This is a genomic window from Streptomyces sp. NRRL F-5650 (assembly GCF_000721365.1).
GTDB lineage: Bacteria > Actinomycetota > Actinomycetes > Streptomycetales > Streptomycetaceae > Streptomyces > Streptomyces ardesiacus.
The window spans coordinates 72065-85830 of record NZ_JOGV01000035.1; the positions used below are offsets into that span (position 1 = coordinate 72065).

The 13766-nt window shown below is 74.6% G+C and carries 14 protein-coding genes; 9 read left to right on the forward strand and 5 right to left on the reverse strand.

Annotated features, from left to right (window positions below; genetic code table 11):
• Window positions 1–15 precede the first annotated feature (15 nt).
• The 6 genes from IG88_RS0127055 to IG88_RS0127080 all read left to right on the forward strand — a co-directional run bounded on the left by IG88_RS0127055 (window position 16) and on the right by IG88_RS0127080 (window position 5530).
• Window positions 16–336, forward strand: a complete 321-nt coding sequence (locus IG88_RS0127055; protein WP_030185674.1) for an L-rhamnose mutarotase — start codon at window positions 16–18, stop codon at window positions 334–336.
• Window positions 337–423: 87 nt separating this feature from the next.
• The gene (locus IG88_RS0127060) at window positions 424–1449 is read left to right on the forward strand and encodes a LacI family DNA-binding transcriptional regulator (protein ID WP_031046466.1); all 1026 of its coding nucleotides are present in this window, start codon (window positions 424–426) and stop codon (window positions 1447–1449) included.
• 126 nt (window positions 1450–1575) lie between these two features.
• Complete coding sequence (locus IG88_RS0127065; protein ID WP_031046469.1) at window positions 1576–2877, forward strand: alpha/beta fold hydrolase; 1302 nt, start codon at window positions 1576–1578, stop codon at window positions 2875–2877.
• Window positions 2878–2919: 42 nt separating this feature from the next.
• Window positions 2920–3663: a PIG-L deacetylase family protein gene (locus IG88_RS0127070; protein WP_031046473.1), complete on the forward strand. Its 744-nt coding sequence runs from the start codon at window positions 2920–2922 to the stop codon at window positions 3661–3663.
• 25 nt (window positions 3664–3688) lie between these two features.
• The gene (gene sigJ, locus IG88_RS0127075) at window positions 3689–4627 is read left to right on the forward strand and encodes an RNA polymerase sigma factor SigJ (RefSeq protein WP_051852077.1); all 939 of its coding nucleotides are present in this window, start codon (window positions 3689–3691) and stop codon (window positions 4625–4627) included.
• Window positions 4628–4681: 54 nt separating this feature from the next.
• Window positions 4682–5530, forward strand: coding sequence for a pentapeptide repeat-containing protein (locus IG88_RS0127080; protein ID WP_051852078.1), 849 nt, complete (start codon window positions 4682–4684; stop codon window positions 5528–5530).
• Here IG88_RS0127080 and IG88_RS0127085 read toward each other — a convergent pair.
• Window positions 5492–7057, reverse strand: a complete 1566-nt coding sequence (locus IG88_RS0127085; protein WP_031046481.1) for a cytochrome P450 — start codon at window positions 7055–7057, stop codon at window positions 5492–5494. The two genes, IG88_RS0127080 and IG88_RS0127085, sit on opposite strands and share 39 nt — an antisense overlap.
• A gap of 121 nt (window positions 7058–7178) precedes the next feature.
• Here IG88_RS0127085 and IG88_RS0127090 point away from each other — a divergent pair, with 121 nt between their 5' ends.
• Together IG88_RS0127090 and IG88_RS0127095 are read left to right on the forward strand one after the other, a co-directional pair.
• Window positions 7179–7787, forward strand: coding sequence for a TetR/AcrR family transcriptional regulator (locus tag IG88_RS0127090; RefSeq protein ID WP_031046482.1), 609 nt, complete (start codon window positions 7179–7181; stop codon window positions 7785–7787).
• Window positions 7788–7884: 97 nt separating this feature from the next.
• Window positions 7885–8610 (forward strand): DUF2470 domain-containing protein, encoded by a 726-nt coding sequence (locus tag IG88_RS0127095; protein WP_031046485.1) that lies wholly within the window; start codon window positions 7885–7887, stop codon window positions 8608–8610.
• Window positions 8611–8694: 84 nt separating this feature from the next.
• On the opposite strand, the gene IG88_RS0127100 is transcribed toward IG88_RS0127095, so the two are convergent.
• The 3 genes from IG88_RS0127100 to IG88_RS0127110 all read right to left on the reverse strand — a co-directional run bounded on the left by IG88_RS0127100 (window position 8695) and on the right by IG88_RS0127110 (window position 11645).
• Window positions 8695–9747 (reverse strand): hypothetical protein, encoded by a 1053-nt coding sequence (locus IG88_RS0127100; RefSeq protein WP_031046487.1) that lies wholly within the window; start codon window positions 9745–9747, stop codon window positions 8695–8697.
• A gap of 40 nt (window positions 9748–9787) precedes the next feature.
• Complete coding sequence (locus IG88_RS0127105) at window positions 9788–11044, reverse strand: FUSC family protein (protein WP_031046489.1); 1257 nt, start codon at window positions 11042–11044, stop codon at window positions 9788–9790.
• Window positions 11045–11150: 106 nt separating this feature from the next.
• Complete coding sequence (locus IG88_RS0127110) at window positions 11151–11645, reverse strand: FBP domain-containing protein (protein WP_031046491.1); 495 nt, start codon at window positions 11643–11645, stop codon at window positions 11151–11153.
• A gap of 228 nt (window positions 11646–11873) precedes the next feature.
• On the opposite strand from IG88_RS0127110, the gene IG88_RS0127115 reads away from it, so the two are divergent.
• The gene (locus IG88_RS0127115) at window positions 11874–12182 is read left to right on the forward strand and encodes a hypothetical protein (protein ID WP_031046493.1); all 309 of its coding nucleotides are present in this window, start codon (window positions 11874–11876) and stop codon (window positions 12180–12182) included.
• Window positions 12183–12616: 434 nt separating this feature from the next.
• Here IG88_RS0127115 and IG88_RS0127120 read toward each other — a convergent pair whose 3' ends face one another.
• Entirely contained in the window at window positions 12617–13648 is a 1032-nt protein-coding gene (locus IG88_RS0127120; protein WP_031046495.1) for an SDR family oxidoreductase, read from the reverse strand.
• Between the last annotated feature and the right edge of the window lie 118 nt (window positions 13649–13766).

The following is a 13766-nucleotide window of genomic DNA, read 5'->3' on the forward strand; positions in this document are numbered from 1 at the left end:
CGGGAGCGGTACTTCATGCAGCGCGTCTGTTTCCTGCTCAAGGTCCGCCAGGACCGCATCGCGGAGTACCGCGAACGCCACGCCGCCGTGTGGCCGGAGATGTGCGAGGCACTCTCCGCCACCGGCTGGCACAACTACTCGCTCTTCCTGCGTGACGACGGCCTGCTCGTCGGCTACCTGGAGACCGAGGACTTCGCCGCCGCCCAGGCCGGCATGGAGGCCACCGAGGTCAACGCACGCTGGCAGGCGGAGATGGGCCCGCTCTTCGAGTCCCTGGACGGGGCCCGCCCCGACGAGGCGATGAAGCCGCTGACCGAGGTGTTCCACCTCGCCTGACGGGGGTCCGCAGGGGCGGCCCGGGTACTGTGTGAAGGTCCTGCGGCCGCCCCCCACATCCACCCCGACCTCGGAGGTCCCTGCCCGATGGCCCATTCCGTGGGTATCAAGGATGTCGCCCGCGCCGCCGGAGTTTCCGTGGGCACGGTCTCCAACGTCATCAACCGCCCCGACACCGTCGCGGCCGAGACCCGCGCGCGCGTGCTGTCGGCCATCGACCGGCTGGGCTACGTCCGCAGCGAGTCCGCCCGCCAGTTGCGCGCGGGCCGCAGCCGGATCATGGGGCTGCTCGTCCTGGACATGGGCAACCCCTTCTTCGTCGACGTCGCACGCGGCGCCGAGCGGGCCGCCCGCGAGGCCGGGCTCGGCGTGATGGTCTGCAACAGCGCCCAGAACCCGGCCGAGGAGGCGGAGTACCTCTCGCTCTTCGCCGAGCAGCGGGTCCGCGGCGTCCTGCTCACCCCCGCCGACGCCACCGGCCGCAACATCGAGGGCTTCCGGCGCCACCACATCCCCTTCGTCCTCGTCGACCGGGTCGCCGAGGGCACCACCGAGTGCTCGGTCTCCGTCGACGACGTCGCCGGCGGCGCGCTGGCCGTGCGCCACCTCGTGGACGCCGGACACCGCTCCATCGCCTACGTCAGCGGCCCGCCCGGCCTCAACCAGGTCCGCGACCGCCGCACCGGCGCCCTCGCCGCGCTCGCCGAGGCCGGGCTCGGCCCCGACGCGCTGCGGGAGCTGCCCACCGAGCGCCTCGACGTCGCCGCCGGCCGCGACGCCGGCGCCCGCCTGCTGGGCCTCGCCGAGCGCCCCACCGCGGTGTTCTGCGCCAACGACCTGCTCGCCCTCGGCGTCCTGCAGGCGATGTACGCCGCCGGGGTCGGCGTCCCCGACGACCTCGCGATCGTGGGCTACGACGACATCGAGTTCGCCGCCGCCGCGGCCGTCCCGCTCACCTCCGTGCGCCAGCCCGCCGTCACCATGGGCGCCATGGCCGCCGAGCTGCTCCTGGAGGAGACCGAGCTGGAGGGCGCGGACGGGGAGCACCCGCACCGACGGGTCGTGCTCCAGCCGGAACTGGTGGTGCGGCGCTCCAGCCTCGCCGCCCGCTGACCGGCCGTTCAGCAGGCCCGCGGCATGATTTCATGATCCCGGGGGTCGGCGGCCGCAGGACCGTGTGCTGAACTGGGACACGGCCGAAAGAATCGGCCGTCGCGTCCGTCCGCCCCGGGAGCCCCGTTGAGCGTCAGCTACCGCCAGCCAGGCGTCGTCCTCACCGACCGCCGTTTCACCGTGCCCCTCGACCACGCCGACCCCACCGGGGAGACGATCGAGCTGTACGCCCGCGAGGCCGTCGCGAGCGACAAGGCGGACAAGAACCTGCCGTGGCTGCTCTACCTCCAGGGCGGCCCCGGCGGCAAGGCGAACCGTTTCGTCGGCCGCCCCGCCTGGTTCGGCCGCGCCCTGGAGGAGTACCGCGTCCTGCTCCTGGACCAGCGCGGCACCGGCGCCTCCACGCCCGCCAACCGGCAGACCCTCCCGCTGCGCGGCGGCCCCGCCGAGCAGGCCGACTACCTCGCCCACTTCCGCGCCGACTCCATCGTCCGGGACTGCGAGGCCATCCGCTCCCAGGTCACCGGCGGCGCCCCCTGGACCGTGCTCGGCCAGAGCTTCGGCGGCTTCTGCACCGTCACCTACCTCTCCCTGGCCCCCGAGGGCCTGGACACCGCGCTGATCACCGGCGGCCTGCCCTCCCTCGACGCCCACGCCGACGACGTCTACCGGGCCGCCTACCCCCGCGTCGAGCGCAAGGTCGCCGCGCACTACGCCCGCTACCCGCAGGACGTCGAGCGCGCCCGCCGCATCGCCGACCACCTCCTCACCCACGACGTGGTCCTGCCCAACGGCTACCGGCTCACCGTGGAGGCATTCCAGTCGCTGGGCATCATGCTCGGCAGCGGCGAGGGCAGCCACCAGTTGCACTTCCTCCTGGAGGACGCCTTCGTCCGCACCCCGGGCGGGCACGAGCTGTCCGACGCCTTCCAGGAACAGGCCCAGAGCCTGCTGTCGTACGCGGGCCGCCCGCTGTACGCCCTCGTCCACGAGGCCATCTACGGCCAGGACGCGCGCCCCACCGCCTGGTCCGCCGAGCGGGTCCGCGCCGAGTTCCCGCGCTTCGACGCGGCCAAGTCCCTCGCGGGCGACGAACCGCTGCTCTTCACCGGCGAGACGATCCACCCCTGGATGTTCGACTGCGACCCGGCCCTGCGCCCGCTGCGCGAGACGGCGGACCTGCTCGCCGCCCGCACCGACTGGACCCCGCTGTACGACCCCGACCGCCTCGCCGCCAACGAGGTGCCGGCCGCCGCGGCCGTCTACCACGACGACATGTACGTCGACACCGCCCACGCGCTGACCACCGCCCGTGCGATCCGGGGCCTGCGCACCTGGGTGACCGACGAGTTCGAGCACGACGGCGTGCGGGCCGGCGGCCCGAGGGTCCTGGACCGGCTGCTGGCGCTCGCCCGCGACGAGGTCTGAATTCCGGGTGGAACGCCGGCGGGCCGGGTTAGTGTGCGGGGCATGACCGAGCCGACGATCACGCAACTGGAGCCCATGCCGGGGGACTGGCGCCGCGCCCTCGCCGTCGTGGCCCACCCCGACGACCTGGAGTACGGCTGTTCGGCGGCGATCGCGGCCTGGACCGACGAGGGCCGCGAGGTCGCCTACGTGCTCGCGACCCGGGGCGAGGCGGGCATCGACACCCTGCCGCCCGAGGAGTGCGCGCCGCTGCGGGAGCGGGAGCAGCGGGCGAGCGCCGCCGTCGTCGGGGTGAGCGAGGTGGAGTTCCTCGGCCACCGCGACGGTGTCGTCGAGTACGGCACCGCGCTGCGCCGCGACATCGCCGCCGCGATCCGCCGGCACCGCCCCGAGCTGGTCGTCACCCTCAACCACCGGGACACCTGGGGCGGCGTCGCCTGGAACACCCCGGACCACGTCGCCGTCGGCCGTGCCACGCTCGACGCGGCGGCCGACGCGGGCAACCGGTGGATCTTCCCGGAGCTGACCGAACAGGGCCTCGAACCGTGGAACGGCGTGCGGTGGGTCGCGGTCGCCGGTTCCTCCTCGCCCACCCACGCCGTGGACGCCGCCCCGGGCTTCGAGCGCGCGGTGCGCTCGCTGCTGGAGCACCGCACGTACATCGAGGTGCTGACCGACCAGGACCCGGAGACGTACGTGCGCGGCTTCCTCACCGGCTTCACGCGGGCCGCCGGGGAGCGGTTCGGCGGAAGGCCTGCGGTGACCTTCGAACTCTTCGGACGGTAACGGCGTGACGACGGGGGAGCGGGGCGTGCGGGGGGAGCAGGACGTGTACGGGGAACAGGACGTGCGGCGACAGCAGCGGCTGGCGGAGCGCTTCGAGGAGCACCGCGGGCAGCTCAAGGCGGTGGCCTACCGGATGCTCGGCTCCCTGGCCGAGGCCGAGGACGCCGTGCAGGAGGCCTGGCTGCGCCTGGACCGCTCGGGCGGGGAGGGCGTCGACAACCTCGGCGCCTGGCTGACCACCGTGACCGGCCGGATCTGCCTGGACCTGCTGCGCTCGCGCACCGCGCGCCGCGAGGAGCCGATGACCGAGGGCTTCGACACCTTCGTGCCGGACCCCGTGGTGAGTGCCCTGCCCCGGACCGACCCGGAGCAGGAGGCCCTGCACACCGACTCGGTGGGCATCGCCCTGCTGGTGGTCCTGGAGACCCTGGAACCGGCCGAGCGGCTGGCGTTCGTCCTGCACGACATGTTCGCCGTGCCCTTCGACGACATCGCCCCGGTCGTCGAGCGCAGCCCGGCCGCGACCAGACAGCTCGCCAGCCGGGCCCGGCGCCGGGTGCGGGAGGCGACCCCCGTCGCCGATCCGGACCTCGGCCGCCAGCGCCAAGCGGTCGAGGCGTTCCTGGCCGCGAGCCGCGCCGGTGACTTCGAGGCCCTGGTGGCCGTCCTCCACCCGGACGTGGTGCTGCGGGCCGACGCCGGCGCCCTCGCCCGGGGCGTGGCGGCGTCGAAGGTGGTGCGGGGAGCGCGGACGGTCGCCACCGGGGCGTTCCACTTCCGCCATCTGGCAGGGCTCGCCCGCGTCGTCCTGGTCAACGGCGCGGTCGGCACCGTCGCCGTCTCCGAGGGACGGCCGCGGTCGGTCACCTGCGTCACCGTGGCCGACGGCCTCATCACGGGTCTGTACATCCTGTCCGACCCGGAGCGGCTGGCCCGCCTCGACCTGTCCGCGCTGGGAACCTGACCGCGTGCGGGACCGCCCTCGGTCCCGCACGCCGGGGCCCGTATCCTCGACGCCATGCGAGAACACACGGCGGGCCGGACGGACCTCCCGGCCCCCGAGGACCTGCGCGGCGACTGCGGTAGCTGCTTCGGCCTGTGCTGCGTGGCCCTGCCGTTCGCCCGCTCGGCGGACTTCGCGCTGGACAAGGACGCCGGCACGCCCTGCGCCAACCTGCGCACCGACCACCGGTGCGGCATCCACACGACGCTGCGGGAACGCGGTTTCCCCGGCTGCACGGTCTACGACTGCTTCGGCGCCGGGCAGCGGGTCTCCCAGGTCACCTTCGGCGGCGAGGACTGGCGCGGCGGTCCGCCGGAGCACGGGCGCCGCATGTTCGAGGTGTTTCCGGTCGTCCGCCACCTGCACGAGCTGCTCCGGTACCTGACCGAGGCACTGACGCTGCCCGCTGCCCACCCGGTCCACGCCGACCTGCGCCGGGCCCTCGACGAGACCGAACGCCTCGCCGGGGGCACCCCCGGGGAACTGGCCGCCCTCGACGTGGGGCCGCACCGGCAGCACGTCAACGCGCTCCTGCTGCGCACCAGCGAGCTGGTCCGGTCGGGCACCCGCGGCCGGAAGAAGAACCGCCGCAACGCCGACCTGATGGGTGCCCGCCTGAAGGGCGCCGACCTCGCGGGCGCCGATCTGCGCGGGGCCTGCCTCATCGCCGCGGACCTCACCGGTGCCGACCTGCGGGGCGCCGACCTGATCGGTGCCGACCTGCGCGACGCCGACCTGACCGACGCGGACCTGACGGGCGCCCTCTTCCTGACCCAGCTCCAGGTCAACGCGGCCCGGGGCGGCCCCGGCACCGGGCTGCCGGACTCAGTCACCCGCCCGGTGCACTGGACAGCGGGGCGCTGACAGGCCGTCCCGGTCGCCTTCCTGCCGTGTCTCCCCGGCGTCGGCCGCCGGCCCCGGGTCCGACGGCGGCGGGGTCCGCCGGTCCAGGTGGAGACGCAGTCCCTGGGGCATCAGGGTCAGCCGCTCGGTCACCCGCAGCCGGTAGCCGGGGTCCGGCCGCAGTTCGTAGCGGCGCAGGAGCAGCCCGAGGACGAGGGTGGCCTCGTGCAGCGCGAACTGCCGTCCGATGCACGCCCGTGCCCCCGTCCCGAACGGCTTGTAGGTGTGCGGGGCGCGCGACCGCACGGCCTTCGCCTCGAAGCGGTCCGGGTCGAACCGCTCCGCGTCCGGCCCCCAGACCCGCGGATCGCGGTGCAGCATGCCGGTGAGCACCAGCGCCCAGGCCCCGCGCCGCATCGGATGCGTGCCACCGAGCACCGTGTCCTGCCGCGCCTCCCGCGCGAAGGCGGGCGCGGTCGGCCACAGCCGCAGCGACTCGTCGAGCACCCGGCGCACGTAGCGCAGCTTGGCCACCTGGTCGTAGCCGGGCCGCTCGGTCCCGCCCCACACGCGGTCCACCTCGGCGCGCGCCCGGGCCGCGACCTCGGGGTGCTGGGCGAGGTAGTGCAGGGCGAAGGAGAGCGCGCCGGAGGTGGTCTCGTGCCCGGCGACCAGGAAGGTGATGACCTGCCGGCGCACGTTCTGCGCCGACAGCCGCTCACCGGTCTCCGGGTGGGCCGTCTCCAGCATCCGGTCGAGCAGGTCGCCGTCACCGCCCGCACCGCCGGCCGCCCTGCGGTCCCGTACGAGGTCGTCGACCGTGCGGTTGAGGTGGGCGATGTCGGCGGCGTTGCGGCGGGTCGCGTCGCGCAGCAGCCACGGGGCGAGCGGCGCGGGCACCGTGTTGAGGCGCTGCGCGTAGCCGAGCGTGCCCACCATCGCGGTGACGAACGGGTGGGGGCGGGAGCGTTCGAAGGAGCCGAAGTCGTGTCCGAAACCGGTGCGCGCGATGGTCTCCAGCGTCAGCTTGGTCATGTCACCGGGCACGTCCACCGCCCGCCCGGACGCCTCGGCCAGGTCCCAGTGGCCGGTGAGCCGCGCGGCGACGTCCAGCATCATCACGTGGTACCCGGCCATGGCCTCGCGGCTGAACCCGGGCGCCAGCACGTCGTGGGCGAGCTGCCAGTTGGGCTCGTGGTTGTACGCCGTGAACAGCCCGTCCCCGGCGACCGGGCGCAGGTTGGCCACCCCCAGGCCCACGTGCTTGGCGAACCGCGTCTCGTCCGCCAGGTCGGCGGCGAGCGACCCGCCCCACACGAACACGAACTCCTTGCCGAAGGCCCGCCGCCTGAATATCGGCCCCAGCCTGCGTGCGTAGCGCAGGGAGTCCTGCATGGGGGTGCGCCTGCTCGCCCCCACCACGTCTCCGAGCAGGGGCAGCCGGTACGGGGGGTGCGGGATGCGGTGCAGGTCGGGCCAGCCCTGCTCGGCGCTGCGGAAACCCTTGGGCAGTCCGTCCGGGGCCGTTGCCCTCGCAGTCCGGGCCATGACGCGATCTCCCTTGACGCAGCGGCGTGTTGCACGAGCCGGGGCACTCGTGTTGTACATGGATTCAATAACGCGCCCAGTCTCGTCCCGTTGTTGAACCGGCGTCAAGTAAGGTGCGGGCATGGCCGCGAACCAGGGCGCACGCACCCGCCGCCGGCTCGGCACCGCCGAGCGCCGGGAGCAGTTGCTCTCGGTGGGCGCGCGGCTCTTCTCGGACAGTCCCTACGACGAGGTCTGGATCGAGCAGGTCGCCGAGATCGCCGGGGTCTCCCGCGGGCTGCTCTACCACTACTTCCCGAACAAGCGGGACTTCTTCGCCGCGGTCGTCGAGCGGGAGAGCGAGCGCATGCTGCGCATGACGGCGGCCGTGCCCGGCGTCCCGGTCCGCGAGCAGCTCACCGCGGGTCTCGACGCGTACCTGGAGTACGTCCGGGCCCACGCGCACGGCTACCGCGCCTTCCACCGCGCCGACGCGACCGGCGACCAGGCGGTGCGCCGCGTGTACCGGAAGGCGCTCGCGGCGCAGGAGCGGCAGATCCTCGCGGCCCTGGCCGCCGACCCGGAGTTCGGTCCGGCCTTCGGGGAACGCGCTGACGTGCGGCTGGCGGTGCGCGGCTGGCTGGCCTTCACCACCGCGGTCTGCCTGGAGTGGCTGCGGGACCCGGAGCCCGCCCACGAGCAGGTCCGCGACCTGTGCGCACGGGCGCTGCTGGGGGCCATCGCGCGCTGAGGACGCGCCTGCGGACCACGCGTTGTGGTTGGCGCGCTCCCCGGACTCCGATAGGTTAGGTGAGCCTTACCTAATGAATGCCCGAACGGAGGTTGGGATGGGTGACAGCCACGCCTGGACGGCCGCGCCTGCCGCGGCGGAACAGGCCCGGTCCGTGCTCGCCGCCGCCTGGTCCTGCGCGGTGACCGCGGAGAGCGGCCGTGAGGAGTTCGTCGGCGCGCACACCGTCGCCGACGACGGCCGGGTGCTCCTGCACGTGCCCGGGGACAGCGCCCTGCTCGCCACGGTCGTGTGCGCGCCCCGCGGGGAGCCGTCCGCCGTGCTGGAGTTCGCCGACGTGGCGCCCGTCCCGGTACGGGGCCGGATCAGGGCCCGGCTCTGGCTCGCCGGATGGATGGCCGTGGAGGACGGGCACCTGGCCTTCCGGCCCACCCGCGTGGTGCTGCGGCGGCCGTCCGGGGCCGTGGTGGTCGACGTCGACGAGTTCACCGCCGCCGCGCCCGATCCGCTGGCCCTGGCCGAGGCGCGGCTGCTGACCCACCTCGCCGACTGCCACGACGACGCCGTCCAGCGGCTGACCCGGCTCGTGGACCCGGACAGCCTGCACGGAACGGTCCGGGTGCGGCCGCTCGCCGTGGACCGGCACGGACTGACCCTGCGCATCGAACGCGTCCGCGACCACGGCGACGTACGCCTGCCCTTCCACGCGCCCGCCGACGAGGTCGCCCAGCTCACGGAGCGGGTGCACGTACTCCTCGGGCAGGCGGCCGCCGCCTCCCGTCCCCGGGCCCTGCAGCGGCAGCGCGCGGAGGGCGACGGGTGAGGCGAACGGCTCTCCCCGACGCAGCGTCTTCCCCGCCGCGACCTTCCCCGACGCGACGCCTTCGCCGGCCTGCCCGCTGTGCCGCTACCAGTCCCCGTCCCGCACCGGTTGGCCCGGGGCGTCCTTGAGGGGCTGGACCTGGTGGGGCGCGGGCGGCTGCCACGGCTCGTGGTCGTCGCCGATCCAGTCCCCGACCGGCTTGACGTCCTGGAGCGGCTCGGCGGGGGCGAGGTCGTGGGCGTCCTGGTCGTAGTAGTCGTACCAGGGCAGACCGGCCCGGGTGTACGCGGCCCGGTCCACCGGGGAGGGCGGCGGTGCCTCGCCGGTGATGCGGCGCCACTGCGGCGGCGTCACCAGGTGCACGAAGACCCGGCCGGCCGGCTGCTCCGCCCAGTCCGTCAGCGGCCGTTCGTCGCGGTAGACCTCCTGGCGCATCGAGCCGCCGGCGCCGAGCCCCATCGCCGGCGCGGACCGGCGCCTCACCGCCCCGCCGTAGCCCGGAGCCGCACCCGGGGCGGCGGGGGCCGACGCGGGCGCCGGGGCTCCGAGGGCCCCGGCCGAGAGGGCTCCCCGGCGTGCCGGCCGACTGCGGCGCCGCTCCTCCTCGCGCCAGCGCCGCAACGCGGGGGCGCTCAGGGTGAACGCCTGCAACTGGACGCCTCCCCAGACCTCCTCACCGGTGACCTGGCCCTCGACGGTCGCACCCATGCCGAGCGGCACCGCCACGAACTGACGGACCGTGCCCGTCCCGGAGTTGATGCCGTCCAGCCAGGGCTGGCGGGGCAGGACCACGTAGTTCTGCGGATCGCGCGACAGCCGGTCGCTCCACGGCCTGCCCGAGACCGCGCACACCTTGCCCGCCCCCACCTGGAGGGCGGCGGGCTCCCTCGTGCCCGCGAAACTCAGCCACATGGCCTCACGCAGGTACACCGGCAGCATCACGCCGCCGCGCGCCCGCCACTGCTCGGGCACGGTGTCGGGGTAGTCGGTGACCCGGCGGAGCGGGAACTCGCCGAGCCCCGGCGGCAGCGGATGCGTCCCCGTCTCGGGCAGCCGCAGGGTGCGGACGAAACTCACCGTCGCACCGCCCGGCAACGACAGCCGGTTCCCGTCGATCCGCACACTGGTGTCGGTCATCCGAACGCCCCCTCATCCGCCGTGAACTCTTCCTCGTCCCTCAGGAGGAACGCCGGCCGGCGGTGCCGCGGTTCCGCCGGCGCAGCGCGGCCCGTGCCCGGTCCCGCAGCCGGGTCAGCCGCGGCATGCGTTCGCGCTGCTCGCGCGTGTGGCGGTCCAGTTCCTCCAGGAGCCGGCGGGAGCGGTGCTCGGTGTCCATCTCGTCGATGATCCGGTTCACCTCGGCGAGCACCGCGCCCCGCAACTGCCACTGCCTCGCGTCCCGCCGGACCTCGTCCAGCAGCAGGTCGGCCAGCCGGTCCCGGGTGGCGGCGGCCTGGCGCAGCTCGGCGGCCAGCCGTTCCTCCGCGGACTCGGCGTTCTCGCTCACGCTGCTGGTGACCAGCACCGAGAAGCTCACCACGGCGTCGGCGATCTCGGACAGGAGCTGCTGGACGGCGGCCCCCGTCTCCGGCGCGAACAGGGGCTCCGGCTCCCGCTCCTTGGCCAGGTCGGTGAAGCTGCGCGCGAGGACCCGCATGACCACCGTGCAGATCTCCAGGGTGTCCAGGCCGGTGCGCAGTACGACCCGGTGCAGCAGCCCCTCGCGCACCCGGGGGTTGAGCCGCAGGCTGTCCTCGGCCTGGCGCAGGTCCTCGTCCACCTCGCCGATGTCGTGGTCGAGCCGGCGTGCCTCGTGCAGCCGGGCCGCCGCCTCGTGGAACGGTGTGCTGCCGGCGGCCTCCTCGCCCATGCGCAGCATCAGTTGGCGCACCTGCCGGGCCAGCCCCACGACGGACTCGCCGGCCTGCTCCACCCACACCGGGGGCGCGAGGATCAGGTTGAAGACGAGGCCGACGATCGCCCCGATCAGCGTCTCCACCACCCGTGCCCACGCCAGGCTCCCGTGCGAGGTCACGCCGAGCACGAGCATCGCGCTGATCGCCACCTCGGCGGTGAACTCCTCGGCGCGCACCAGGTGCCCGACGCCCAGCGCCGCCACGATGATCAGCGCCAGGCTCCACCAGCTCAGTCCCACGAGCTGGCTGAAGGCGATGGCGACCAGGACACCGGCGACCACCGCGTTGACCCGGCGGAAGCTCATCTTCAGCGTGGCGTACAGGGTGACCTGGACGACCAGCAGGGCGGTCAGGGGCGCGGTGAGCGGCGCCGCCGACTTGTCGGGGGTCAGCCGGACCGCGATGACGTAGGCGATCGAAGCCGCGGCGGCGGAGCGCAGGGCCTGCACGACCACCGGGTCCTTCAGCCACTTCACCCGACGCAGAGCCGTCCTCGCGGCCTCAAGCACATCCCGCATCCTCGGGCTGTTCCCTTCCGCAGGCGCCTCGAACGTGTCCGATCAGGACGGTAGCCGGAGGCGGGCGGCCGGGCCCCCTCTCACGCGCCGGGCGCCGCCGGACGGGTCAGCCGGTCACCTTGGCGACGAACGCGGACAGATTGCCCAGCGTACGGGCGATCTGCTGCTCCAGGGTGAGGCTCTCCTCGAACCGCCCGCCGCTCTCCGGCACCTTCTTGCCCCGCAGGTAGAGGGAGCAGGCGAGATCGGTGCACATGTACAGGCCGACCGAGTTGCCCTCGCGGCCGGCCGCCCCCGCCCTGCGCGCCGTCATCAGGGACACGCCGCCCCGGGGATGGGTGGTCAGGCACAGTCCGCACATGCTGCGCTGGAAGAAGCCGCCCCGGGACTGCTGGAACCGCAGCGCCACACCGGTGGGGCGGCCCTCGTGCTCGACGACCAGGTAACTGCGGTCGGGCGCCCCGGGATCCCGCCAGCCGAGGAAGTCGAGGTCGTCCCACGGCCGCTGGTCGAGGTCGCGGGGCACGGTCAGGCGCTTGGCCTCGCCCTTGGAGCAGTTGATGAACGAGGCGCGGACGGTGCGCTCGTCGAGTGCTCTCATGGGAGCCTCTCCTTGGTTCGAATACGTGTCCCAGGCATCGCCTAGGGGCTCTAGGTTTACGCCTAGCGTAAATAGCCCGGGGGGCGGGTCGCCAGCGAATTTCGGGGGAGTGTGCACCGCGCCGAGGTTTCCCCGGTCGCGGAGGAGGTACCCGTCGCCGCTCCGACGGCCGCCGGAAGACTGGCGGGCGGCCTCGGGCGAACGGAGAACCACGGGAAGGAGCGCGCCGTGTCCGACCACCGCCACGAAGGGCCGGGGGAGAACGGTGCCCCCGTTCCGCGCGACATGCCGGACCAGCAGGCCGGGGACCACGAGGACCCGTGGGAGGCCGCCTCGCCCACCCGCGAGCAGCGCGAGGGCCGTCAGGGCCCGGCGACGGACGGGCCCGAGGACGACGAGGAGGCCGCCGGCGACGCGGAGACCGGGCCCGCGGCCGACGTGCCCGACACCGACGAGGCGGGCACGGGCCGACGCGGCGCACCGCACTCCGGTGCCGTCCACCCCGAGCACCCGGTGCCCGACGAGTCCTCCGGCTGAACGGGGCGCTGAACGAGGCGGTCGCTGGAGCCGCCCGCACGAGGACGAACGGATCGGAACGGCCTCCCGGCCGTCGCCCGGACCGGCCCCGCCCCGGACGGGCCTTCCGGCCCTCGCCCGGATGGGCCTATCCGGCCCTCGCCCGGTCCCGCCTCCCGGACCGGCTTCCGGGCCCCGCCCCGGACGGGCCTTCCCGCCCTTGCCCCGTCCGGCCTCCCGGACGGGCCTCCCGGCCCTTGCCCGGACGGGTCTCCCGGCCCTTGCCCGGACGAGTCTCCCGGCCATCGCTCGGACCGGCCCCGCCCGGACCGGTCTCCCGGCCGTCGCCCGGACCGGCCCCGCCCGGACCGGTCTCCCGTACCGGCGCAGCCCCCAGGGGCGGCGCAGGCCCGTAGTGCGCAGGGGCGGTGTGGGTCCGAGGAGGGGACCCGTCCTCAGCCGGCCTTCCGCCCGCGCATCGGCTCCGTGTCCGCCCCCGCGCCCTGCCGCAGCCCCCGCAGGAACTCCTCCAGCACCTCGGGCGCCGTACGCGTCGCGCGCCAGCCCAGTTCCACCCGCGCCCGCGTGCAGTCCATGAGCGGCAGCCGCAGGACCGCGTCGAACAGGTGCGGCGAGGCGGGCAGCAGCCGCAGCCCCCACGCGGCGGCGATCGCCGAGCGGGCCGCGGTGCGCGGCAGCCGCACGGGACGCCCCCCGGTCAGCTCACCCAGCAGCCCGGCGTCCACCGGAGGGTCGGCCGCGAGGTTGAACGCGCCCCGGGCGTCCTCGGAGCGGGCCGCGAGCCGGTAGGCGTGCGCCGCGTCGTCGGTGTGCAGCACCTGCACGCGCAGACCGGGGATGTCCGGCAGGAACGGCAGCAGCTCCGGACGCGCCGCCGGACCTGGCAGGAACCGGCCGCCGAAGATCCGGCGCTGCTCACTGGCCGACTCCCGCTTGAAGAGGAAGGCGGGCCGCATCCGCACCACCCGGATCCCCGGGTGGTCGCGTTCGAAGGTGTCCAGGGTTCGTTCCAGATAGGCCTTCTCCCGGCAGTACGCGGCGTCCGGCCAGCCGTGCGTCGGCCACGACTCGTCCACGGCGTGGTTCTTGGGCCCCGGGGAGTACGCGCCGACCGACGAGGCGTGCGCCAGCGCCGGCACCCCGGCCGCGGCCACCGCCTCGAAGACCCGCAGGGAACCGAGCACGTTCGTGCGCCAGGTCGTCGCCGGATCGTGCGTCGGCTGGAAGGCCCAGGCCAGATGGATCACGGCGTCGGCACCGGCGAAGTGCCCGGTCAGATCGGTCTGCTCCGAGGAGAGGTCGACCGCCGCCCACTCCGTCTTCGCGGGCGACCATCCGGGGACCCGCCGGGCCAGCCCCAGGACGGACCCCACCTCCGGGTCCTCGGAGAGGAGCCGCACCACGCTGGTGCCCACGTTGCCCGTGGCGCCCGTGACGACGATCCTGCTGCCCGTTGCGCTGCTCACCCTGTGCTCCTCTCGGCCGCCCGGCCCGTACGGGGAGCACCGGGTACCCGTACCGGGGGAAGGGCACGCGCGCGGGAAGCCGGGCGGCGGAAAGAGGAGGGTGCGCAAAGGGGAAGCC

Bases quoted from the DNA above. Each gene is read 5' to 3' on its own strand.
- IG88_RS0127055 (WP_030185674.1), top strand. From the start codon at position 16: ATGCAGCGCGTCTGTTTCCTGCTCAAGGTCCGCCAGGACCGCATCGCG.
- IG88_RS0127060 (WP_031046466.1), top strand. From the start codon at position 424: ATGGCCCATTCCGTGGGTATCAAGGATGTCGCCCGCGCCGCCGGAGTT.
- IG88_RS0127090 (WP_031046482.1), top strand. From the start codon at position 7,179: ATGGCCGCGAACCAGGGCGCACGCACCCGCCGCCGGCTCGGCACCGCC.
- IG88_RS0127110 (WP_031046491.1), bottom strand. From the start codon at position 11,645: ATGAGAGCACTCGACGAGCGCACCGTCCGCGCCTCGTTCATCAACTGC.
- IG88_RS0127070 (WP_031046473.1), top strand. From the start codon at position 2,920: ATGACCGAGCCGACGATCACGCAACTGGAGCCCATGCCGGGGGACTGG.
- IG88_RS0127085 (WP_031046481.1), bottom strand. From the start codon at position 7,057: ATGGCCCGGACTGCGAGGGCAACGGCCCCGGACGGACTGCCCAAGGGT.
- IG88_RS0127080 (WP_051852078.1), top strand. From the start codon at position 4,682: ATGCGAGAACACACGGCGGGCCGGACGGACCTCCCGGCCCCCGAGGAC.
- IG88_RS0127095 (WP_031046485.1), top strand. From the start codon at position 7,885: ATGGGTGACAGCCACGCCTGGACGGCCGCGCCTGCCGCGGCGGAACAG.
- IG88_RS0127100 (WP_031046487.1), bottom strand. From the start codon at position 9,747: ATGACCGACACCAGTGTGCGGATCGACGGGAACCGGCTGTCGTTGCCG.
- IG88_RS0127105 (WP_031046489.1), bottom strand. From the start codon at position 11,044: ATGCGGGATGTGCTTGAGGCCGCGAGGACGGCTCTGCGTCGGGTGAAG.